Origin of the sequence: Pseudomonas sp. ArH3a (assembly GCF_022648765.1) — a bacterium.
Taxonomy (GTDB): domain Bacteria; phylum Pseudomonadota; class Gammaproteobacteria; order Pseudomonadales; family Pseudomonadaceae; genus Aquipseudomonas.
In genome coordinates this window covers 3,000,995-3,026,910 of record NZ_CP080330.1, presented here as the reverse complement: position 1 = coordinate 3,026,910, position 25,916 = coordinate 3,000,995, and the positions used below count along the sequence as shown (strand labels likewise).

Genomic DNA, 25,916 nt, shown 5'->3' with positions numbered 1-25,916 from the left:
GGGTCAACTCCCCGCCACAACAGGCGATGCGTCGCCGATCACCACTTTATCGCCCTCGACCAAGCCGTCCAGAATCTGCACTTTGACGTTGTTATTGATGCCGATCTGCACATCGCGCGACACGGCCTTGCCCTTGGCATCCAGCACGCGCAGCGGATAGCTGCCATCGGCATTACGCGCACCGAGCGCCGCCACCGGCACCATCAAGGCGGCCTGGGCAGTATCGAGCACGATCCGCACCTGGGCGGTCATAGCGATGCGCAGACGGTGGTCGGGGTTGGGCACGTCGAACAGCGCGTTGTAAAACACCGCCGTGTTCTGCTTGGGCGTGCCGGCGGTCGGGGTCTCGAGGAAGCTCTGCGGCGCCGGCTCCGTGCCACGCAGCTTGGCGTAGTAGCGCTTGTCGGCCTCGCCGAGGATGGTGAAATACACCTGCTGGCCGGGGCTGATGTGAATCACATCCGCCTCGGACACCTGGGCCTTGACGGTCATGGTGTCCAGGTCCGCCAGCTTGAGCAGTACCGGCGCCAACTGGCTGGCAATCACCGTCTGGCCTTCCTGGGTGACGATGCCGACCACATCACCGTCGATGGGCGCGACGATGCGGGTATAGGCCAGGTTGACCTTGGCGGTGTCGATCTGGATATGCGCGCTTTTGATCTGCGCATCCAGGGACAACAGGTTGGCTTGCTGCACCTGAAAGGTCGACTCGGCGTCCTCAAAATCCTGGCGCGACACCGATTCGTCGACCTGCAAGCCTTTGTAGCGCTCATAGACAGACTTGGCCTGCTTGAGCTGCGCCGCCGTGGCACGTCGCTGAGCCTGCAGGTTTTCTTCATCAACCTGGGCTTTGCGCAGGGTATTTTGCAGGATCAACGGGTCAATTTCGGCGAGCCATTGGCCCTTCTTCACCTTGTCGCCGACCTTGACCTTGAGCGACTTCAACTGCCCGGAAACCTGGGCACCGACGTCAACCTGCTTGATGCCTTCCAGCACGCCAGTAGCCAGGACGGCATTTTCAATATCACCCCGTTCAGCCGTGGCGGTGAGGTATTGCGGCGCGTCGGCGGGTGCTTGAACGGTGTAGACGACAAGGCCGATGGCAACCGCCAATACCGCGAGCATTCCGAGTTTGCGAAACGTTGACTTTTGCATAAATGACCATAAAAAGATGAAGAGGGTCTACAGCGAACACGGTCTAGTGTGGGAGCTGGCTTGCCTGCGATTGCAGAGTGTCAGTCACTGTGTGCTTGGCTGATACACCGCTATCGCAGGCAAGCCAGCTCCCACATTTGGATCTCCATACATCAGGAAGAGATCACTCGGCTCTTGATCTGCTTTTGATCTGAGGCGCCCCGTTAAACCACGCTGGCCGAACGCAGGCTTGAATCCGTGGGTAACCCGGCAGGACACCGGGTTAGCCGCGCTGGGCCAACGATGGCCCATCGCGGCGGCCCACGGATTCAAGCCTGCGTGAGGGCACACCGAGCCTAAGCGAGGTGCCGAGTGGTGGGGCGAGGACCTTTTGGTTACTTTTGGGTCCTTCCAAAAGTGACCCGCTGTAAGAGCGGAACCATAAGTAGCCGTTACCGCAGTAATGGATATGCACACCGACACACCGCTATCGCAGGCAAGCCAGCTCCCACATTCAGATCGACATACAGCCCTCAAGACACCACCTCCCCAATCACCACCCCCTCAACCCACCACCGCGCCAACCCCAACACATTCGGCGCCTTAAGCAACGTAAAGTGGTTCCCCGGCCCATACCAAACCTGCAACCCACTCCCCTGCCGCCGCCACCCCTCAACCATCAACCCCTGCTCCCGCTGATTCCCCGCCGCATCCAGCGAAGGATCCTCAGCCAACACCAACCGCACCACCCCGTTATAACGCTGCAAAGGTCGATACACCGTGCGCAACGCCGCCGCATACGTGCGCGCCGGCCCATCCATGGCATCCACCGCAGAGCGCCCCGGCAACAACCCCACGCCCACCATCCCTGCATGCAGCCATTGGCGCTGCGCCACCTCATCACGCTCGGCAAACTCCACCGGGTCTATGCCCAACGGCTTCCCAGCCGCCAACTGCATCGCCTCGATCAACCGCAACAACGCCGCCGTGGTCGTATAAGGCTTACCCAAACCCCCAGGCGATTCACTGTCAATCACCGTCAACGACGCCACCTCACGGCCCATCGCCTGCAGCCGCAGCGCCATCTCCAACGCCACCCAGCCGCCAAACGAATGCCCAACCAAATGCACCGGCCCCTGCGGGCACTCCTGCGCCAGCGCCGCCAGATAACACTGCGCCGCCGCTTCCACCTGGCTATGCGGCACCGCCTCGCCATCCAAGCCTCGTGGCTGCAAACCCAACAACGGCCAGTCGCGCCCCAGGGCCTCGCTCAACCCCACAAACCCGGTGACGCTGTCCCCCGCGCCGGGCACACAAAACACCGGCGCATACCCCGCCCGCCCACTCTGAATACGCAACAACGGTTGATGCGCCGCCTCAGCGACCGGCACACCCACCGCCAACGCCTCAGTCATCGCACGGCCCAACGCCTGGATATGCGGCGCCTGCATCATGCTCTGGTGATCCCCCGGCACCTGCACCTGGCGCAATTGCCCCGGCGCCAACGCGTCCTGCCAACCCAGCGTGTCACTGCGCCGGGACAACTCGGTCGGCCGTTGCATAGCGCTGAACAGGTGCACCGCAACCGGCAATGGGAACAGGCTGTAATGCGCCAGCGCATGCCCATGCCCGACTTCTCGCTCGATAAAACTCAAGAGGTCCGCGTCCGCAGCCGCTGCCATTTGCGCGTATAGCAAACCTTCATCGCGACAGCGTTGCAGCAGACCCGCAAAGTCCAGCTGTCCAATGCCCGCCTCCAAGTGTTCAAGCCTCGCCAGCTCATCCACACCTCCTTGTGCTGTCCAATACGCCGTGCACTGCAACAGCAAATGCCGCTTGAGCGCATCCGGCCCGCGCCAACGCGCCTTGCTTTGGTCGGTCATGCGCGGCACGTAACTGTCGATCAAACCGAGGAAGGCCACCGCCTCATCCAGCCCCAACAACTGCATCGCCACTTCATAGGCCAACACGCCGCCAAACGACCAGCCTGCGAGCCGGTACGGCCCATGGGGCTGGATACCCCGAATCAGCCCGACCATGCGCGCCGCCAGGCCTTCCATGGTGTTCAGGTGCGAGTCGCCAAGCGCCGCGCCCGGCAAGCCGTAGATGGGATAGTCACCGGGCAGGTGCTGACCCAGCGCCGGAAAGTACACGTCCATGCCACTGAATTCGTGGACCAGGAACAGCGGCGGTTGCGCGCCACGGCTGCGCACGGTGATCACCGAGGTGTCACGCACCGGTTCATCCGTGCGTTGTTGCAGCATCGCGGCGACCGAGGCCACGCTGGCATGCTCGAACAGCTCAGCCAGGGACACCTGCAACCCCGCCGCTTCCATCAGGTTGACCAGCCGAATCGCCAGCAACGAATGCCCGCCCAGTTCAAAGAAGCTGTCATGCCGCCCGACCTGTTCCAGCTTCAAGACCTCAGCCCACAGCTGCGCCAGGGTCAGCTCCAACGCATCGCTCGGTGCTTCAAACTCGCGACTATTCATCGCGTCAACGCTGGGGGCCGGCAACGCTTTACGGTCAATCTTGCCATTGGCCGTCAGCGGCAAATGCGCCAGCGGCACATACGCCGACGGCAGCATGTAGTCCGGCAATTGGCTTTGCAGATGTGCGCGCACGCTGTCGATGCCGACGGGTTCGCCAGCCCAGGTGAAATACGCCACCAGGCGCTTGTCGCCCGGCACGTCCTCACGCGCCAGCACCACCACGTCGTGGATGCCCGCACAGGTCGCCAGGCGCGCTTCGATCTCACCCAGTTCAATGCGGAAACCACGGATTTTGACCTGATCGTCATTGCGCCCAAGGCACTCAAGCAAGCCGTCCGCCGTCCAGCGACCGAGGTCGCCGGTGCGGTACATCAAGGCGCCTGGGTTGAACGGGTCTTGCACGAATTTCTCAGCGGTCAGTTCAGGCCGGTTCAGATACCCCTTGGCCACGCCGTCGCCGCCGATGCAGATTTCACCGCTCACCCCCAGTGGCACCGGCTGCTGCCAAGCATCCAACAGATAGATTTGCGTGTTGGAAATCGGCCGCCCCACGGGCACGCTGTCGGCGTCATCGGCAATCGCGCGCACCTCATAGGTGGTGGCGTAAGTGGTGGTTTCCGTTGGCCCGTAACAATGCACCAAACGCAACTCGGGCGCCTGCGCCAACAGACTGCGGAACGCCGCCGGGTCGGCACGTTCGCCGCCGCACAGCAGGATGCGCAGGCCGGCCAACGCCTCAGGAATCATCTGCACGTATTGGTTGAACAGCGCCGTGGTGACAAACAGCACCGTCGCACCCTCCAAGGCTTCACCGAATGCCGCCGGGTCGAGCAAGGTGGCATGGTCGATCACCTGCACCTGGCCGCCATTGAGCAACGCGCCCCACACGTCCATGGTGCTGGCGTCGAACGCCGGGTTGGAGGCGAAGGCCACACGGTCCGCGGCGTTGAAGTCGGCGTAACCGTTGTTGAGCACCAGCCGCGTGATACCGCGATGCGGCACTTGCACACCTTTGGGCGTGCCGGTGGAGCCGGACGTGTACATGATGTACGCCACGCTGTCGGAAGACTGCGACAAGTCCGGGTTATGGCTCGGTTGCGGGTCGAGGGCCAGGGTGTCCAGGTCCAGGCGCCGGGCCGGATATTCAACGAGCGCCTCGCTGCGCGTCAACAGCCACGTCGCGCCGCTGTCCTGCAGCATAAAGCCCTGGCGTTCGGCCGGTGCGTTGATGTCCAGCGGCACATAGGCCGCCGCGCATTTGAGCACGGCCAGTTGGCTGACCAGCAGGTCGATGCAGCGCGGCAGTAGGATCGCCACGTTATCGGCGGGGCGCACACCCAAGCCCAGCAAGTGATGGGCCAGACGGTTGGCGCGGGTGTTGAGTTCACCGTAGCGCCACACCTGCTCGCCATGCAGCACTGCCACGGCGCCGGGGCGCGCCTGGGCCTGGGCTTCGAACAGGCGCTGCACCGTGTGTTCACGGGGGAACGTGCGGGTGGTGGCGTTGAAGCCCGCCAGCTGGCTGCGCTCTGCGGCCGCCAGGATCGGCAGGCGGCTGATGGCGATTTCACGGTTGTGTTCCAGCGCCTCAACCACCTGCTCAAGTGCAGTGTGCAGGTAGTCACACAACCGCCGGGCGCCCTGCCCCATGGCTTCCAGACTGAAACCCTCACCGAGGTCATCCACACTCACCGACAAGCCGTAATTGGTCTGTTCCTGCGCCTTGAGCAGCTCAATGCCCTGCCACGCTTCGGCCACGCCAGCGGTTTGCGGCGCACTGTGGCGGTAGTTGAACAGCACGCTGAACAACGGCGTCGCCACCGGCACCGCGCTGCAACGCTGGGCCACTGCCAGCGGCGCGTGCTCATGGCTGAGCAGTTGAGTCAGGCGGGCATGGGTGGCGCGTAAGGCTGTACGCACCGAGTGTTCCCCTAGGTCGACTCGCAACGGCAAGGTGTTGATAAACACCCCCATGGCGCGCTCGGCGCCTTCGCCACCTTGCAGGCGGCCAAGCATCACGGTGCCGAATACCACCTGCTCGCGGCCGCTGACCTTGCCCAGCACATGGGCCCAGGCCAGGTGCATCAGGCTGGCGGCGCTCACGCCCGCTTGGCGGGCCTGGGTACGCAGGCGCCGGCTTAACTCAAGGTCAATCGCTAGATGGGCTGCTTCATCGCCGCCCAGGTTTTCGACCTCGGTGGGTTCGTCGATCTCAGCGAGCATTTCGCGAAAGAACGTTTCGTGATCGTCAACACCCAAACGGGTCTGGGCCACGTAATTGCGGTACGGCACCGCAGCGCCCAACTCATCCTGTCGGCCCAACAAAAACGCCTGCATTTCGTGCTGCAGGATGTCCAGTGCGATGTGGTCCATCACCAGGTGATGGAACAGCAAAGTTGCGACCACCCGCTGCGGTTCCTGGGTGTAAACCAAGCGCATCAGCGGGGCTTGAGCCAGGTCGAGACGCTGCGGCAGCGGCCCGGTTTCGACGCTTAACAAGGCTTCACGCCAAACCACCTGCACCGGTTCTTCCAGGCCGTCCCAGTGCAAGGATGAACGCAGCACATCATGGCGCTGGATCACCGCCTGCAACGCCCGGGCAAACGCTTGCAGCCGTACGAGGCTGTCGAACGCAAACTGCGCCTGCAGCAGGTACGCATCGCCTCCCACTACTGCGCGATGGTGATAGAGAATGCCGGCCTGCAACGGCGCCAGCGGGTAGATGTCCTGCACATTCGCCGCGCCGCCTGGGATACAGGCGACAATGCGCTCGATAGCCGGCTGATCCAGCTGGACCAGCGCCAACATGTCCGGGGTGATGTAGGTGCAGTCGGGTGCAATGCCATTCGCCGGCACCGCCACTTCACGCCCACCACCCAGCGCCGCCGCCAACGCAGACAAGGTCGGCTGGCCAAACAGCACTTTGACGTCCGCCGACAACCCAAGGCGGCGCATGCGCCCCATCAGGCTGACGGCCAGCAGCGAATGCCCACCCAATTCGAAGAAGTTGTCGTGGCGGCCCACGCGTTCCACGTTGAGCAACTCGGCCCACAGGCTGGCCAGGGCAATTTCGGTATCGCCCTGAGGCGCCTCGTACTCGCGCACCACCACCGAATACAGGCCCGGTTCGGGCAAGGCTTTACGGTCGAGCTTGCCGTTGGGGCTCAGCGGCAAGGCGTCGAGATGGACGAACATCGCCGGTACCATAAACTCCGGCAGGTGCCGCAGCAGGTGACTGCGCAGCGCATCGATTTCGCTGTATGCGCCGGTGTAATAACCCACCAGGCGTTGTTCACGGGCGACAACCGCTGCTTCATTAATCGACGGATACTCGGTCAGGCGGGCTTGGATCTCACCCAACTCGATGCGTAAACCACGGATCTTCACCTGGTCATCATTGCGCCCCAAATACTCGATGTTACCGTCCGGCAAGTAGCGCCCGACGTCACCGGTGCGGTACATCCGCCCATTGATAAACGGGTCGTCAAGAAAGCGCTCGGCCGTCAGTTCAGGCCGGTTCAGATAACCGCGCGCCACTTGCACACCACCGATAAACAACTCACCGACCACACCCAACGGCACCGGCTGCAACTGGCTGTCGAGCAGGTACATGCGCGTGTTGGCGATGGGCTTGCCAATCGGCGTGTTGTCCGGCGTCACCGCACCCGCGCAATTCCACGCCGTCACGTCCACCGCCGCTTCCGTCGGGCCATACAGGTTATGCAACGCACTGCCCGGCAACTGCTGCTTGAAACGCCGCACCAGGCTGCCCGGCAAAGCTTCGCCGCTGCACATCACACGCACCAGCCCGGCCGCCTGGCGCACATCACCGTGGGCCAGGAATACATCCAGCATCGACGGCACAAAGTGCAGCGTGGTGATCTGTTCGGCCTCGATCACGTCGCACAGGTACTGCGGGTCTTTGTGCCCGCCTGGGCGCGCCATCACCAGGCGCGCGCCGGTAAACAGCGGCCAGAAGAACTCCCACACCGACACGTCGAAGCTGAATGGGGTTTTCTGCAGCACCGCGTCATGCGCCTTGAGGCCGTATTCGTCCTGCATCCACAGCAACCGGTTGACCACCCCGGCGTGTTCGTTGATCACGCCTTTGGGCTGGCCGGTGGAGCCGGAGGTGTAGATCACATAAGCCGTCGCGCCCGCTGCATCGGGGTTAGCGACCGGCTGGTGCTGCCAGCAGGGCTGGTCCAGATCGACCACCGGCACCGCGCCCAGCAACCCGCGCGTGGAGCCCTGCGCCAACACCACCAGCGGCGCGCTATCTTCCAGCATGTAGGCAAGGCGCTCTTGCGGATAAGCCGGGTCCAGCGGCACATACGCGGCGCCGGCCTTGAGGATCGCGTACAGGCCAACGACCATGTCCAAGCCCCGCTCCACGCAGATCGCCACCCGCGAATCCGGTTGCACGCCCAACGCCTGCAGGTGATGGGCCAACTGGTTGGCCCGCGCATTCAGCTCGGCATAGGTCAGCTGCTGCTCGCCAGCCTTGACCGCAATCGCCTGCGGCGTGCGCGTGACCTGCGCCTCGAACATCCCGTGCAGGGTTTGGTCGAGGTTGTAATTGACGTCAGTGGCATTCAAATCAAACAGCAACTGCTGACGCTCACGCGGATCCACCAGCGGCGTGTGTTCAAGCACGGCCTGATCGTTATCGACCATCGCCTGTAGGGTGCGCGTGAAATAGCCGACGTAACGCTGCACGGTCGATTGATCAAACAACGCCACCGCATATTCCAACGCGCCCAAAATACTGCCCTGCACTTCGCCGAGGTTCAGCGACAGGTCGAACTTGGCAAAGTGGCTACTCTCGACGATGCCTTCCAGGGCCAGGTCACCCAACGCCAGGGTCGGCGCGCTGCTGTCCTGCCAGCTCAGCAAGGTCTGGAACAACGGGCTGTGGGCCAGGCTACGCACCGGCCGGGTGATTTCCACCACCTGCTCGAACGGCAGGTCCTGATGGGCTTGGGCTTCAAGCGTCAACGCCCTGACCCGCGCCAACAGTGCCTCGGTGCTCAACGCGCCCGAGGTGTCGATGCGCACCGCCAGGGTGTTGACGAACAGGCCGATCAGCCCTTCGACTTCGCTGCGTGTACGGTTGGCCACCGGCGAGCCGATCACCAGGTCCGGCTGCCCGGACAGCCGCGCCAATAGCGAGGCCCAGGCGCTCATCAAGGTCATGTACAGCGTGGTGCCATGGCGTTGGCTCAAGGCCTTGAGCCCGGCGGTGAGGCGTTCATCCAGGCGCACTTCGACGCTGCTGCCGGCGTAGTCCTGCTGCGCCGGGCGCGGGCGGTCCGTTGGTAGCGTGAGCAGCGCCGGCGCCCCGGCCAGGGCCTGTTGCCAATACGTGCTTTGGCGCTGCAGCACTTCGCCGCTCAGCCACAAACGCTGCCACACGGCAAAGTCGCCGTACTGGATCGGCAGTGCCGGCAACGGGTCGGGCAGGCCGTGGCTGAAGGCTTGGTACAGCGCCATCAGCTCACGGGTGAGCACGCCCATCGACCAGCCATCGGAGACGATGTGGTGCAGGGTCAGCAACAGCACATGGTGATCGTCGGCCATCACCACCAACCGCCCGCGCAGCAACGGGCCGCGCTCCAGGTCGAACGGTGCCGAGGCTTCGCCTTGGATCAAAGCGTCCAGCGCCTGCTGGGGTTGTGGGTGGCGGCGCAGGTCCTGCACTTGCAACGGCAGCACGTCTTCGGCGGGCACAATCAGCACCTGAGCGTCGTCGCCGTGTTGGGCGAAGCGACTGCGCAGGGTTTCGTGGCGCGCGACGATACGCGCCAGCGCCCGTTGCAGCGCCTCGACATGCAGCTGCCCGCGCAAACGCAGGCCGATGGGAATGTTGTAGGCGGTGTTGGCGCCTTCCATCAGTGCCAGGAACCACAGGCGCTGCTGGGCGAAGGACAGCGGCACGTCTTCATCACGGTTAGCGGGCAAGATATCCGGCAACGTGCTGCGCCCCGCCCGGGCGAGCACTTCGGCGACCGCCGCCAGCTCGGCATTGGCAAACAGGTCGCCGAGGCTCAGCTCGACACCCAGGCGCTGACGCACCTGGGAAACCATGCGCATCGCCAGCAGCGAATGCCCGCCCAATTCAAAGAAATGATCGCGACGCCCAACGCGCTCTACTTGCAGCACATCAGCCCAGATGTGTGCGAGCACGGTTTCGATCTCGCCTTGGGGCGCCTCGTAATCGCGGGTAAATACGGCGGCCATGTCCGGCGCCGGCAAGGCTTTGCGGTCGAGTTTGCCGTTGGCGGTGAGCGGCAATGCATCGAGTTTCACGTAGGCGACCGGAACCATGTAGTCCGGCAAATGCGCGACCAGATGGGCGCGGATATCGCCGACAGCCAGCGGGTCGAGCTGAGGGTTTGCAGTGAAGTAGGCGATCAACCGCTCTTCACGGACCCACACCACCGCCTCCTGAATGCCCGGCAGTTGGTTGAGTTGGGTTTCAATCTCGCCCAACTCGATGCGCACGCCACGGACCTTCACCTGGTCGTCGTTACGCCCCAGGTATTCAATGTTGCCGTCCGGCAACCAGCGCGCCAGGTCGCCAGTGCGGTACATGCGCCCGGCATTGAACGGGTCTTGCAGGAAGCGCTCGGCCGTCAGCTCCTCGCGGTTCAGGTAACCGCGCGCCACGCCTTTGCCGCCCACATACAGCTCACCGGCGACACCCAACGGCACCGGGCGTTGCTGTTCGTCCAGCAGGTACACCGTGGCATTCGCGATGGGTGTGCCGATATGCAACGGCTGGCCCACTTCGACCTTGCCGGAAGTGGCGACCACCGTGGCTTCGGTCGGCCCGTAGTTGTTGATCAACTCGAAACGCTGGGCCCGCGCGAACTGGCGCAGGCGATCGCCGCCGATCAGCAAGGTGCGCAGCGTGGGGTGTTCGATCTGCTGGCTGAAGGCGTACTCGGCCACTGGCGTGGGCAGGAAGCACACGTCCAACGGTTGCGCGCACCACCAGGCGAGCAAGGCGTCGATGTCTTCGGCGCCGTCATTGGCCGGCGGCAGGTGCAAGGTCGCGCCGACACACAGCGCCGGCCACACTTCCCAGGCCATCGCGTCAAAGCCGAAACCGGCGACGCTGGCGGTGTGGCGCCCGGCGCACAGGTCAAACGCGCGGCAATGCCAGTCCACCAGGTTGGCCACGGTGTGGTGTTCGACCATCACGCCTTTGGGCAGGCCGGTGGAGCCGGAGGTGTAAATCACATAGGCGAGGTTCGATGGCGTGACATTGACCTTGGGGTTACTCGCCGAATGGTGCTGCCAGGTGAAGCGGTCGAGGTTGATCACCGGCACGTCCAGCGCGGGCAGGCGATCCAGCAGCGCCTGTTGGGTCAGCACCGCCACCGGCTCACTGTCGGTCAGCAGGTAATTCAGACGCTCGGCCGGGTGGGACGGGTCCACCGGCACATAGCAGGCGCCGGCCTTGAGGATCGCCAGCAACCCGGCCAGGGTGTCCAGGCCACGGCGGGCGACGATGGCCACGCGGTCGTCGGGCTTGACCCCCAGCGCCAGCAGGTGATGGGCCAACAGGTTGGCTTGCTGGTTCAGCTCGGCGTAAGTCAGTTGGCGGCCTTGGTGCACGGCGGCGATGGCCTCGGGCGTGCGCGCGGCCTGGGCTTCGATACGCCCGTGCAAGGTGGTGCCTTGGGGGAACTCGACCTGGGTCGCGTTGAACTGCTGCAGCAGCTGTTGTTGCTCGGCGGCGGGTACTACCGAGACGTGATTGAGCGGCGTGTGCGGCGCCTGCTCCAGGGCGGTCACGAGGTTTTCCAGGGCGGTTTGCAGGTAGGCGCAGACACGCTGCGGGTCCACCAAAGTGCTGGCGAGCACGCTCAAGCCAAAGCCTTCGCCGAGGTCATCCACGCTCAAGGTCAGCGGGTAGTTGGTGCGTTCTTCGGCGCTGAGCGCCGCGATGCCTTGCCAGGCCGATACGGCGGCGGCACTGGCGGCCGGGGCACTGTGGCGGTAATTGAGCAACGCACTGAACAGCGGTGTCGGCGCCACCACGCCACTGCAACGCTGGGCGAGTGCCAAGGCGGCGTGCTCGTGGCGCAGCAAGGTAGTCAACCGCGCGTGGGTGGCCTTGACCCCGGCGCGCACGTCTTCGGCGCCTACGTCCACGCGAAACGGCAGCGTGTTGATGAAGATCCCCAGCGCCCGATCCGTGTCATGGCTGCCTTGCATACGGCCCATCAAGACCGTGCCGAACACCACCTGTTGTTTACCGGCCAGCACAGCCAACACTTGCGCCCACCCCATGTGGAACAGGCTGGCGGCGCTCACGCCCAGCAGCCGGGCTTGTGCACGCAAACGCAGCCCGAGCGCTGGCGCCAGCGGCAGGCTGACTTCGGCAATCCCACGGGCATCGCCTTGCACGTCCTGCAAACCAAACGGCAAGGTCGGCTCACTGATGTCGCCGAGCATTTGGCGGAAGAAACTTTCGTGTTCCTGCTCGCTGATCCCCAACCGCGCCTGCGCCACATAGTTGCGAAACGGCACCGCCTGGCCCAGCGCGGCGCCCTGCCCCAGCAGGCACGCCTGCAGTTCATGGCACACCACTTCGAGGGCGCTGTGGTCAAGGGCCATGTGGTGGAACAGCAAGGTGGCGACGATGCGCTGATGGGCCGGATCTTCGGCACGCACCAGGCGCAGCAGCGGCGCCTGGGTCACGTCGAGGCGATAGTGGCGCGCATCAAACAGCGCGTGCAGCTGCGCGGCGATATCGCCGTCAGCCGGGTCCAACGCCAACGCCTGCACCGGCAGTTGCGCTTGGCGCCAGACCACTTGCGACGGTTGCTGCAAACCGTCCCAGACCACGCCGGTACGCAGGATGTCGTGGCGGTTCATCACCTGTTGCAGGGCTTGGGCGAAGGCCTCGAAGCGCGCCAGGCTGTCGAACGCAAACTGCGACTGCATCACGTACGGGTCGCCCTGCTCGGCGCTGACATGGTGGAACAGAATGCCTTCCTGCAACGGCGCCAGCGGGTAGATATCCTGGATATTCGCCACACCGCCCTCCACCGTGACGACGATGCGGTCGATCTCCTCCTGGCTCAGGGTCGACAGGGTCAGCATGGCCGGCGTGATGCGCTCGGCGCCCGTCGGGATGCCATTGGCGGGCACTTGCACTTCGCCGGCCTTGGTCGCCGAGTACTCGCCGGCCTTGATCAACGCGATCAACGCCGGTTTGTGCTCGCGCAACGCGGCGAGGGTCGCCGGGTCGCTCAGTGCTTGTTTATTGCCTTGCACCGACAACTGCTCGCCTTTGAGCGCCAGCTGGATGTCCTTGGTTTTCAGCGTCGCCAACAGCTCAGAAATGCTCACAGGACGATCTCCATTCGTTCGGTTATGGCGGCATAGCCGGCCAGCGTCGGCTGCTCGAACAGCGCCCGCACGTCAGCTTCCTGGCCTTCCTGGCGCAGGCGGCCGATCAAGCTCACGGCCAGCAGCGAGTGCCCGCCCAGTTCAAAGAAGTTGTCGTGCCGCCCGACCCGCTCGACGTTGAGCAGCTCAGCCCACAGCTTGGCCAGGAGGGTTTCGGTGTCACCTTCGGGGGCCACGTACTCGCGCACGATCAGCGCGTCCATGCCTGGCGCAGGCAAAGCCTTGCGGTCGAGCTTGCCGTTGGGGCTCAGCGGCAGCGCGTCGAGGTGCATGAACAGCGTGGGCACCATGAAGTCCGGCAGGTGCTGCAGCAGATGCGCGCGCAGCTGTTCGATGTCGGTGGCTATGCCGGTGTAGTACGCGACCAGCCGGTCTTCGCGGGCGACCACGGCCGCCTCGTTGACCTGCGCATGCTCCAGCAGCCGCGCCTGGATTTCACCCAGCTCGATGCGCAGGCCACGGATCTTCACCTGGTCATCGTTGCGGCCCAGGTACTCGATATTGCCGTCGGGCAAGTAGCGGCCAACGTCACCAGTGCGGTACATGCGCCCATGGGTGAATGGGTCCTTGAGGAAGCGTTCGGCGGTCAGTTCAGGGCGATTCAAGTAGCCACGCGCCACTTGCACACCGCCGATAAACAGCTCGCCGACCACGCCCAACGGCACCGGCTGCAACTGCGCATCCAGCAGGTAAATGCGCGTGTTGGCAATCGGTTTGCCGATCGGCGTGTTGTCCGGCACGTCGGGGCGCGCGCAGTTCCAGGCGGTCACGTCCACCGCCGCTTCGGTCGGGCCATACAGGTTGTACAGGCCGATCCCCGGCAATTGCTGCTTGAAGCGCCGCACCAAGCTGCCCGGCAAAGCTTCGCCACTGCACATCACGCGCACAAGCACAGCTGCCTGGCTGACATCGCCGTGGGCCAGGAACACATCGAGCATCGACGGTACAAAGTGCAGCGTGGTGATCTGTTCGGCCTCGATCACCGCGCACAGGTACTCAGGCTCTTTATGCCCGCCCGGGCGCGCCATGACCAGGCGTGCGCCGGTAAACAGCGGCCAGAAGAACTCCCACACCGACACGTCGAAGCTGAACGGGGTTTTCTGCAGCACCGCGTCATGGGCCTTGAGGCCATAGGCGTCCTGCATCCACAGCAGGCGATTGACCACTCCGGCGTGTTCGTTGATCACGCCCTTGGGCTGGCCGGTAGAGCCGGAGGTGTAGATCACGTAAGCCTGATGCTGGGCGGTAAGGCCCGGCACCCGCGGATTGCTGGCGAGCTGGTGCTGCCAAGTGCTGTGGTCCAGGTTGATCACCGGCACATCACCCAGCAACTCGCGGGTTGCGCCTTGCGCCAGTACCACCACGGGCGCGCTGTCTTGCAGCATGTAGGCCAGACGTTCGCGTGGATACGCCGGGTCCAGCGGCACATAACCGCCGCCGGCCTTGAGGATGGCAAACAGGCCGATGACCATGTCCAGGCCACGCTCGACGCAGATGCCCACCCGCGAATCCGGCCGCACGCCGAGTTCACGCAGGTGGTGGGCCAGGCGGTTGGCGCGTTCGTTGAGCTCGCTGTAGGTCAGGTGCTGGTCACCGGCCTTGACCGCCACGGCCTGCGGCGTGCGCTCGACCTGGGCTTCGAACAGGCCGTGCAGGGTTTGCTCAAGGTTGTAGTTCACCTCGGTCGCATTGAACTCCACCAGCAGTTTTTGCCGTTCCTCACTGCCCAGAATCGGCAAACGATTGAGCGCCTGGTGCGGCGCCTGCTCCAAGGCTTCGACCAATCCGGACAAAGCAACCTGCAGGTAACCGCACACCCGTTGCGCGTCGACTTGGGCCAGGGCGGTGACGTCGTAACCATCACCCAGGTCATCCACGTTCAAGGTCAGCGGGTAGTTGGTGCGCCCGTCGTTGACCAGCGTCTGCATGCCTTCCCAGGCCTGCTGCGCCTCAGCCGATCGCGTGGCGGCGCCGCGATGGCGGTAGTTGAGCATCGAGCTGAACAGCGGCGCCGGGGCCGCCACACCGCTGCAACGCTGGGCCAAGGCCAGGGACGCGTGTTCATGCCCGAGCAACGCGGTCAACCGCGCATGGGTGGCACGCACGGCAGCGCGTGCGCCTTGCGCGTCGATGTCCAGGCGCAGCGGCAAGGTATTGATGAACACGCCCAGCGCACGGTCGGCGCCCTCGCCACCTTGCATTCGACCAACCAGCACGGTGCCGAACACCACGCTTTGGCGCCCCGACGTGGCCGCCAGCACCTGGCCCCAGGCCAGGTGGAACAGGCTCGCCGTGCTCACACCGAGCAAGCGCGCCTGGGCGCGCAGGCGGCGGTTGAGGTCGCTGCCCAGGCGCAGGCGATGCTCTTTGATCGCGTTGCCGTCGCCGCGCACATCCTGCAGGCCGAACGGCAAGGTGGGTTCATCGACATCACCGAGCATCTCGCAAAAGAACGCTTCGTGCTCCTGCTCGCTCACACCCAAGCGCGCCTGCGCCACGTAGTTGCGGTACGGCATCGGCGGCGCCGTTGGGGCTTGGTGGCCGAGCAAGTGGCCCTGCATTTCGCGCAGCACCACGTCGAATGCGGTGTGGTCGAGGGCGATATGGTGATAGAGCAACACCACCACCACACGCTGATTGGCCGGGTCCTGGGCGTACTTCAAGCTGATCAAGGGTGCCTGACTGATGTCCAGGCGATAGCGTCGCGCATCGAAACGCGCATGCAAGCCGGCCAGTACATCACCTTGCAGGTGCAGCTCTTCAAGCGGCAATTGAGCCTGACGCCACACCACTTGCAGCGGTTGCGCCAGGCCTTCCCAGACCACGCCGGTGCGCAGGATGTCATGGCGATTGATGACCTGTTGCAGCGCCTGGGTGAAGGCATTCAGGCGCTCGATGCTGTCGAAAGCCAGGTGCGATTGCAGCAGGTACGGGTCGCCCTGCTCGGCGGTGATGTAGTGGTAAAGAATGCCCTCCTGCAACGGCGCCAGTGGGTAGATGTCCTGCACATTGGCGGCGCCACCGGGTACGCGGCTGACGACCTCGTCGAGGGTTGCTGGGTCCAGATCCACCAACGGCAACATGTCCGGGGTGATGCGCTGGCAGTCGGCGGCGATGCGGTTGGCGGGCACCGAAACTTCGCGACCACTGCCCACGGCAGCGGCCAACGCTGCGAGGGTTGGCTGGCTGAACAACACACGCACATCGGCGCTGAGGCCGACCTGGCGCATGCGTTCGATCAGGCTGACAGCCAGTAACGAATGGCCGCCCAGTTCGAAGAAGTGGTCATGGCGGCCGACTTGCTCCACCTGCAACACCTCGGCCCAGATCCGCGCCAGGGCGGTCTCCACTGAACCTTCAGGCGCTGCATAGTCGCGGCTCAGCAACGCCGACTGATCAGGTTGCGGCAGGGCCTTGCGGTCCAGCTTGCCGTTGGCGGTCAGCGGCAGCGTGTCGAGTTTGACGTAGGCCGCCGGCACCAGCGCTTCGGGCAGCTGCGCTTGCAGTTGCGCACGCAGGGTTTCAATCGCCAGCGGGTAGTGTTCGGTGAACCAGGCCACCAGACGGCCCTCGCGCACCAGCACCACCGCTTCGGCGATGCCGTCGAGTGCCGCCAGGCGGCTTTCGATTTCGCCGAGTTCAACGCGCACGCCGCGCACTTTGACTTGGTCGTCGTTACGGCCCAGGTACTCGATATTGCCGTCAGGCAACCAGCGCGCCAGGTCGCCGGTGCGGTACATGCGCCCGCTGTTAAACGGGTCTTGCAGGAAGCGTTCGGCGGTCAAGTCCTGGCGGTTCAAATAACCCCGCGCCACACCGCTGCCGCCCACATACAGCTCACCGGCAACGCCCACCGGCACTGGGCGCAGTTGCGCATCCAGCACGTACACGCGGGTATTGGCGATAGGCTGGCCGATATGCAACGCCTGCCCGGCGCGCACACGGCCGGAGGTGGCGACCACCGTAGCCTCGGTAGGCCCGTAGTTGTTGACCACTGCAAAGCGCCGCTCCTGGGCAAACTGACGCAGGCGATCACCGCCGATCAACAGGATGCGCAAGGTCGGGTGGTGCAGGTTCTGGCTGAAGGCGTACTCGGCGACGGGTGTGGGCAGAAAGCTCACGTGCAGCGGTTGCGCCATCCACCAGGCGAGCAATTCGTCGATAGTTTCATTGCCCACGTGCGCGGGCGGCAGGTGCAGGGTGGCGCCTGCGCAGAGTGCCGGCCAGACCTCCCAGGCCATCGCGTCGAAACCAAACCCGGCGACGCTGCTGGTGTGGCTGCGCGTGTCCAGGCCGAAGGCTTCGCAGTGCCAGTGCACCAGGTTTTCCACCGTGCGGTGTTCCACCATCACACCTTTGGGCTGGCCGGTGGAGCCGGAGGTGTAGATCACGTAGGCCAGGTGTGCCGGGGTCAGGGTAGCCACCCGCGGGTTGCTGACGGGGTGGTGTTGCAGGCGCTCGTCGAACAGGTCGACAGCAGCATGCGCGCCCAACAGGTCGCGGGTGCTTGCCTCGGCCAATACCGCTGCCGGAGCGCTGTCCTGCAGCAAGTAGGCGATACGCTCGGCGGGGTAAGCCGGGTCGATGGGCACGTAGCCTGCGCCGGCTTTGAGAATGCCCAGCAGACCCACCAGCATCTGCGGGCCACGACGGCAGCAGATCGCCACGCGATCATCCGGCTGCACGCCGAGCGCCAGCAGGTGGTGCGCCAACTGGTTGGCGCGCTGGTTGAGTTGCTGATAGGTCAGAACTTCGCCGTCTTGCTGCACGGCAATCGCATGGGGTTGGCGTTCGACCTGGGCTTCCAAGGCGCCATGCACGGTATGCCCGGTGGGGAAGTCGGCGGCGGTCGCGTTGAATTCACGCAGCAGGGTTTCGCACTCCGCCTGGGGCAGAACAGGCAGTTGGTTGAGCGCGGTTTTCGCCGCGCTTTCCAAGGCCGCAACCAGCTGCTCCACGGCGCTGTGCATGTAGCCACACAGGCGCTGGGCGCCGATCTGCGGCAGCGCCAGCACACTCAGGCCAAAACCTGCGCCAAAGTCATCGACGCTGAGGGTCAGCGGGTAGTTGCTGCGTTCCTCACCGCCCAGCAGCTGCACACCTTCCCAGATGCCCTGGCCGTCGCGGGCCATTTCACCGGGCGTGCTGTGGCGGTAATTGAGCAAGGCGCTGAACAACGGCACGGCCGTCGATACGCCACTGCAACGCTGGGCGAGCGCCAGGGACGCGTGCTCGTGACCGAGCAATGCACTCAGCCGCGCATGGGTGGCCTTGACCGCAACGGCGGCGCTGGCGCCCACATCGACGCGCAGCGGCAAGGTGTTGATGAACATGCCCAACGCGCGATCAGCGCCCTCGCCGGCCTGCATGCGGCCCATCAATACGGTGCCGAACACCACGTCGTCACGCCCGGACACCAACCCCAGCACTTGCGCCCAGGCCAGGTGCATCAGGCTGGCCGCGCTGACGCCCAACACCCGCGCCTGTTCACGCACACGCACCGCCAGCGCCGCGTCCAGCTGCCGCTCGGCTTCTTCGATAGCGCGGCCGTCGCCCTGCACATCCTGCACGCCAAACGGCAAGGTCGGCTCATCGACATCAGCGAGCATCTCGCGGAAGAACTGCTCATGCTCAGCCACGCTGACACCCAGGCGGGCCTGGGCGACATAGTTGCGAAACGGTGCCGCTGCGGGCAACGCATCGGCCTGGTTGAACAGGAACGCGCGCATCTCCTGGCCGACCACTTCCATGGCGGTATGGTCGAGTGCCAAGTGATGGAACAACAGGATCGCCGCGACTCGGTTATTCGCCGAGTCCTGGGCGTAGACCATGCGCAGCAGCGGCGCCTGGGTGATGTCCAGCCGGTAGTGGCGAGCATCGAAGCGTGTGTGCAGCTGTTCAAGGATGCCGCCGTCGGCTGGGTCCAGGGCGACTTCCTGCACCACCAACTGCGCGTCACGCCAGACCACTTGCACCGGGCTGTCCAAGCCTTCCCAGACCACGCCGGTGCGCAGGATGTCGTGACGGGCCACGACCTGTTGCAGCGCGCCCATGAACGCGTGCAAACGCTCAAGGCTGTCGAACGCCATGCGCGATTGCAGCAGGTACGGGTCGCCCTGCTCGGCGCTGATATGGTGATAGAGAATGCCTTCCTGCAACGGCGCCAGCGGGTAGATATCCTGCACATTCACCGCGCCGCCCGGCACCGTGGCGACAATACGGTCGATAGCTGCCTGGCCGAGCGGCACCAGAGGCAGCATGGACGGCGTAATCTGCGTGCAGCCCGAAGGAATGCCATTCACCGGCACCACAACTTCACGCCCGCTGCCCACCGCCGCCGCCAGCGCCGCCAGGCTTGGCTGGCTGAACAGTGCGCGCACGTCACAGCTCAGGCCGACTTGGCGCATGCGTTCAATCAGGCTCACCGCGAGCAGCGAATGCCCGCCCAACTCGAAGAAATGATCATGGCGCCCCACGCGTTCAAGCTTGAGCACGTCCTGCCAGATCTGCGCCAGCAGGGTTTCCACCTCGCCTTGCGGTGCTTCAAACTCGCGACTGCTCAGCGCGTCTACGCTGGGGGCCGGCAACGCTTTACGGTCAATCTTGCCATTGGCCGTCAGCGGCAAATGCGCCAGCGGCACATACGCCGACGGCAGCATGTAGTCCGGTAATTGGCCTTGCAGATGCGCGCGCACGCTGTCGATGCCGACGGGTTCGCCAGCCCAGGTGAAATACGCCACCAGGCGCTTGTCGCCCGGCACGTCCTCACGCGCCAGCACCACCACGTCGTGGATGCCCGCACAGGTCGCCAGGCGCGCTTCGATCTCACCCAGTTCAATGCGGAAACCACGGATTTTGACCTGATCGTCATTGCGCCCAAGGCACTCAAGCAAGCCGTCCGCCGTCCAGCGACCGAGGTCGCCGGTGCGGTACATCAAGGCGCCTGGGTTGAACGGGTCTTGCACGAATTTCTCAGCGGTCAGCTCAGGCCGGTTCAGATACCCCTTGGCCACGCCGTCGCCGCCGATGCAAATTTCACCGCTCACCCCCAGTGGCACCGGCTGCTGCCAAGCATCCAACAGATAGATTTGCGTGTTGGAAATCGGCCGCCCCACGGGCACGCTGTCGGCGTCATTGGCAATCGCGCGCACCTCATAGGTGGTGGCGTAAGTGGTGGTTTCCGTTGGCCCGTAACAATGCACCAAACGCAACTCGGGCGCCTGCGCCAACAGACTGCGGAACGCCGCCGGGTCGGCACGCTCACCGCCGCACAGCAGGATGCGCAGGCCGGCCAACGCCTCAGGAATCATCTGCACGTATTGGTTGAACAGCGCCGTGGTGACAAACAGCACCGTCGCACCCTCCAAGGCTTCACCGAATGCCGCCGGGTCGAGCAAGGTGGCGTGGTCGATCACCTGCACCTGGCCGCCATTGAGCAACGCGCCCCACACGTCCATGGTGCTGGCGTCGAACGCCGGGTTGGAGGCGAAGGCCACACAGTCCGCGGCGTTGAAGTCGGCGTAACCGTTGTTGAGCACCAGCCGCGTGATACCGCGATGCGGCACTTGCACACCTTTGGGTGCGCCGGTGGAGCCGGAGGTGTACATGATGTACGCCACGCTTTCCGAGGACTGGACCCGCTCAGGGTTGCGCGGCGATTGCGCGTCCAGGTTCAGGTCGGCCAGGCTATTGAGTACCCGATGCGCGCCGCTGTCCTGCACGATGAACGCCTGGCGCTCAACCGGCGCATTGACGTCCAGCGGCACATACACCGCCGCGCACTTGAGGATCGCCAGCTGGCACACGAGTAAATCCAGGCAGCGCGGCAGTGCAATCGCCACGCTTTCACCCGGCTGCACGCCTTGGTTGATCAGGTGATGAGCCAGGCGATTGGCGCGGCGGTTGAGGTCGCGATAGCTCAAGGATAACGCGCCATGCACCGCCGCCACGGCTTCGGGACGCGCCAGCGCCTGGGCTTCGAACAGTTGCTGCACGGTGAGCTGCGAGGGGTAGTCGCGGGCGGTGGCGTTGAACGCCACCAGCAGTTGGTGGCGTTCGGCGGCCGGCAGAATCGACACCGCCTGCAAGGGCGTGGTCGGCGCTTGTTGCAGCGCGGTCATCAAGTGCTGCAATGCGGTGAGCATGTACTCGCCCACGCGCTGTACATCCAGCATGGCCAGGCCTTGTACCGTCAGCGAAAAACCTGCGCCCAGGTCATCGACGCTGAGCACCAGCGGGTAGTTGCTGCGTTCTTCGGAACTGAGAATTTCGATACCAGAGGCGGCAAACGGGCTGTCTCCCGGGGCTTCACCCGGCGCGCTGTGACGGTAGTTGAGCAAGGTGCTGAACAACGGCAACGACCCCGGTACGCCACTGCAACGCTGGGCCAGTGACAGCGAGGCATGTTCATGCCCGAGCAACTGCGCCAGGCGCGCGTGGGTGGCGCGCACGCCGGCTTGTACGCTGACGGCGCCCAGGCGAACGCGCAGCGGCAAGGTATTGATGAACATCCCCAGCGCACGGTCGGCGCCCTTGCCGCCTTGCATGCGGCCCAGCAACACGGTGCCGAACACCACGTCCTGCTGGCCGGAAACCTGCGCCAATACCTGGGCCCAGGCCAGGTGTACCAGGCTGGCGGTGCTCACACCGAGTTGCCGCGCCTGTTCACGCAGGCCGTGACTGAGCGCCGCTGGCAACGGCAAGTGCGCCTCGACGATGCCGCTGCCGTCGCCATTTACATCCTGCAAGCCGAACGCTAACGTCGGCTCGTCGATATCGCCGAGCATGTCGCTGAAGAACGCTTCGTGTTGCGCCTGGGTAACCCCCAGACGCGCCTGGGCTACGTAGTTGCGGTACTGCACCGCGTCCGGCAGGTGCGCGCTGTTTCCGGCCAGGCTGGCGCTCATTTCTTCGACCAGCACTTGCAAGGCGGTATGGTCGAGCAGGATGTGGTGCAGCAGCAAAATGCCGACGTAGCCGCTCGACTGTTGCGCGTAGCCAAAATGCATCAGCGAGGCGCGGGACAGATCGAGGCGATAATGGCGTGGGTCGAAGCGTTGTTGCAGCTGTGCCAAGGCTTCACCACCCTGTACGTCGACACGTTCCACGGCCAATGGCGCTTGGCGCAGCACCACTTGCACCGGCTCATCCAGGCCCTCCCAGAGGATGCAGGTGCGCAAGATGTCATTGCGTTCGATCACGCTGTGCAACGCGCGGATAAACGCATCCACCGCCGCTTGGTCAGCGAAGCTGAACTGCACTTGCAACACGTAGGGGTCGCCCTCGGTGGTTGCCAGGTGGTGGTAAAGAATGCCCGCCTGCAGGGGCGCCAGGCCGTAGATGTCCTGCACGTTGGCGATGCCGCCGGGCACAGTCTTGAGGATGTGGTCGATGGCGGCCTGGTCCAGCTCCACCAGCGCCAGCATGTCCGGCGTGATGCGCTCGCTCGTCTCGCTGATCAGGTTGGCCGGAACCTGCACTTCCTGCTGCCCGCCCACCGCTGCGGCAAGTGCAGCCAGCGTGGGTTGACCGAACAGCACGCGCACATCGGCGCTCAAGTCCACCTGGCGCATGCGTTCGATCAGCTTGACCGCCAGCAGTGAGTGCCCGCCAAGTTCGAAGAAATTGTCGTCGCGGCCGACCTTGTCGAGCTTCAATAGCGCCTGCCAGATCGCAGCGATGGCGGTTTCGACTGCACCTTGCGGGGCGGCATAGTCACGTCGCGCCAGCGCGTCGGCATCCGGTGCGGGCAACGCCTTGCGGTCGAGTTTGCCGTTGGTGGTCAGCGGGAATTTATCCAGCAGTACAAACGCGCTGGGCACCATGTACTCGGCCAGGCTCAGCAGCAGGTGGTCACGCAGTTCGGCTGCACCGATGTCACGCTCGGCGATCACATAAGCCACCAGGCGCTTGTCACCCGGCGCGTCTTCACGGGCGATCACCACGGCGTCACGCACGCCGCTGGCGGTGGCCAGGCGTGCTTGGATTTCACCCAGTTCGATACGGAAACCACGGATCTTCACTTGGTCGTCGTTACGCCCCAGGTACTCGACGTTACCGTTAGCCAGCAAGCGGCCAAGGTCGCCGGTCTTGTACATGCGCAAACCGGTGGCCGGGTCGGCCAGGAAGCGTTCGGCGTTGAGCGCGTCACGGTTCAGGTAACCGCGCGCCACGCCGGCACCGCCGACGTACAGCTCGCCTGCCACGCCGATCGGCAGCGGCTCGCGGCGCTCATCGAGCACGTACAGCTGCAGGTCGGGAATGCGCACGCCAATCGGGCTGAGGCCGACCAACTGCGCGTCCGCCGCCTCCAGCGCGCGATAGGTCACGTGCACGGTGGTTTCGGTGATGCCGTACATGTTCACCAGTTGCGTACCGGCGTTGATGGCGCGGGCGTACCAGGGTTTGAGCATGCCCGGTTCCAGCGCTTCGCCGCCGAAAATCACCTGGCGCAGGGAATGCACCTGCGAGCTCTGCGCCTGGGCCGCAATCAACTGGCGAAACGCGCTGGGCGTCTGGTTGAGGATGCTCACGCCGGCCTCACAGATCAGCGCGTAGCACTCATCCGGCGAGCGGCTGACCAGTTGCGGCACGATCAGCAATTGGCCGCCGTGCATCAGCGCGCCCCAGATCTCCCACACGGAGAAGTCGAACGCAAAGGAATGGAACAGCGCCCACACATCGTTGCGGTTGAAGCCGAACCAGTGGTCAGTGGCGCTGAACAGCCGTGCGACCTGGCGGTGTTCGATCATCACGCCTTTGGGCAGGCCGGTGGAACCAGAGGTGTAGATCACGTAGGCCAGGCTGGCGGGGCTGAGAGGGATGCGCGGGTTGACGATGGGCTCGCTACCGAGGCTATTAAGGTCGATTTGCGCCAGCTCGCCCACCAAGTGGCGGGTGTTGTCTTGCACCAGCACGGCCAGCGGTTGGCTGTCGGCCAGGGTGTAGGCGATGCGTTCCAGCGGGTAAGCCGGGTCAATCGGCACATAACCGGCGCCGGCTTTGAGGATGCCCAGCAGGCCGATGATCATTTCCGGGCCACGCTCTACGCAGATGGCCACGCGGTCATCCGGACTCACGCCTTGGGCGAGCAGGCGGTGGGCGACCTGGTTGGCGCGTTCGTTGAGTTGGCGGTAGGTGAGGCACAGATGCTCGAAGCGCAAGGCGATGGCTTCAGACTGGGCGGCGGCGTGGGTTTCGACGCAACGGTGGATCAGGGCGGTGTCGGTGTAGTGCGCGGGGCTTTGGTTGAGGCTGTGCAGCAGGTGGTGGCGCTCAGTGTCGGGCAGGATGTTCAGGCCGCAGAGCGGCTGATCCGGTCGATGTTCCAAGGCATCGGCCAGGCTTTCCAGCGCGGTATGCAGGTAACCGGCGACACGTTGCGCGTCGATGGACGCGTCGACCATCACCGTCAGCGCAAACTCTTCACCCAGATCATCCACGTTGACGGTCAGCGGGTAGTTAGTGCGCTCCTCGGCGCCCAGCACCTGGATGCCTTCGGCCACGTCGATGACGGCGGCCATGTCGGTGGCGGCGCTGTGGCGGTAGTTGAGCATCGCGCTGAACAGTGGCGTGGGTGCGGCTACACCGCTGCAACGCTGGGCCAGTGCCAGCGAGGCATGTTCGTGATTGAGCAAGGTGGTCAGGCGCTCATGGGTGGCTTTGACCCCGGCGCGCACGCCCTGCTCGCCCACATCCACGCGCAGCGGCAAGGTGTTGATGAACATGCCCAAGGCGCGGTCACCGCCCTCGCCTGCACCCATGCGGCCAAGCATCACGGTGCCGAACACCACGGCGTCGCGACCAGACACCACGCCCAACACGCGCGCCAGGGCCAGGTGCATCATGCTCGCCACGCTCACGCCCAGCGGTCGTGCCAGGCGGCGCAGGCGGCGGCTGAGTGCGCTGTCGACGAGCACGCGCGCTTCGTTGATGCCCTGGCCATCGCCCTGCACATCCTGCAAACCGAACGGCAAGGTTGGCTCATCGATATCCGCCAGCATCGCGCGGAAGAACGCCTCATGCGCCTGCTCACTGACGCCATGGCGCACCTGGGCGATGTAGCTGCGAAACGCAACCGGCTCACCGGCCTGGGCTTGCTCACCGGCCAGGTACAGCTGGATTTCATGGCGCACCACATCGAGGGCGGTGTGGTCGAGAATGGTGTGGTGGAACAGCAGCATCGCCACCACGCGCTGGTTGGCCGGGTCGTCGGCAAACACCAGGCGCAGCAGCGGCGCCTGGCCCAGGGCCATGCGGTAGGTGCGGGCGTCGTAGCGTGCCAGCAACTGGGCCAGGGCGTCACCGCCGTTCAAATGGGCTTCTTCGCAAGCCAGGGTCGCCTTGCGCCACACCACTTGCAACGGCTCGTCGAGGCGCTCCCAGACCATGGACGTACGCAGGATATCGTGGCGGTCGATCACCCATTGCAGCGCTTGCGCGAAGGCGTGGTGGCGTGCGCGGCTGTCGAATACAAACTGCGCGTGCAGCACGTAAGGGTCGCCCTGCTGCGCCGAAAGATGGTGGTAGAGCATGCCTTCTTGCAGCGGCGCCAGCGGGTAGATGTCCTGCACGTTCGCCGCGCCGCCGGGGATGGCGGCGACGATGCGGTCGATGGCCGGTTGATCGAGGTTGACCAGTGGCAGCATGTCCGGGGTGATCCGATAGGCCGGGCTCAGCCAGTCGCCGCCGTGCTCGGCCACCCACTCAAGCAGGCGGGGTTTGTGGGCGATCAGTTGATCCCACAGCGCGTCATCCAGCGCTTCGTCGTCGCCCAGGATGATCAGGTCGCCCTCTTCCAGTTGCAGACGGATCGCGTGGGTGGAAATCGCTGCCAATAATTCGCTGAACTGCATGGGGGTAACC

At 64.6% G+C, this 25,916-nt stretch carries 3 protein-coding genes; all 3 read right to left on the bottom strand.

Features of this window, described 5'->3' with window-relative positions:
- Positions 1 to 3: 3 nt before the first annotated feature.
- The 3 genes from macA to K0P33_RS13800 all read right to left on the bottom strand — a co-directional run bounded on the left by macA (position 4) and on the right by K0P33_RS13800 (position 25,906).
- On the bottom strand, positions 4 to 1,155 hold the full coding sequence (gene macA / locus K0P33_RS13810; protein WP_242155732.1) for a macrolide transporter subunit MacA: 1,152 nt from the start codon (positions 1,153 to 1,155) through the stop codon (positions 4 to 6).
- Positions 1,156 to 1,667: 512 nt separating this feature from the next.
- Positions 1,668 to 12,992, bottom strand: a complete 11,325-nt coding sequence (locus K0P33_RS13805; protein ID WP_242155730.1) for a non-ribosomal peptide synthetase — start codon at positions 12,990 to 12,992, stop codon at positions 1,668 to 1,670.
- The gene (locus K0P33_RS13800; RefSeq protein ID WP_242155728.1) at positions 12,989 to 25,906 is read right to left on the bottom strand and encodes a non-ribosomal peptide synthetase; all 12,918 of its coding nucleotides are present in this window, start codon (positions 25,904 to 25,906) and stop codon (positions 12,989 to 12,991) included. Before K0P33_RS13800 ends, K0P33_RS13805 begins: the two co-directional genes overlap by 4 nt.
- Positions 25,907 to 25,916 lie beyond the last annotated feature (10 nt).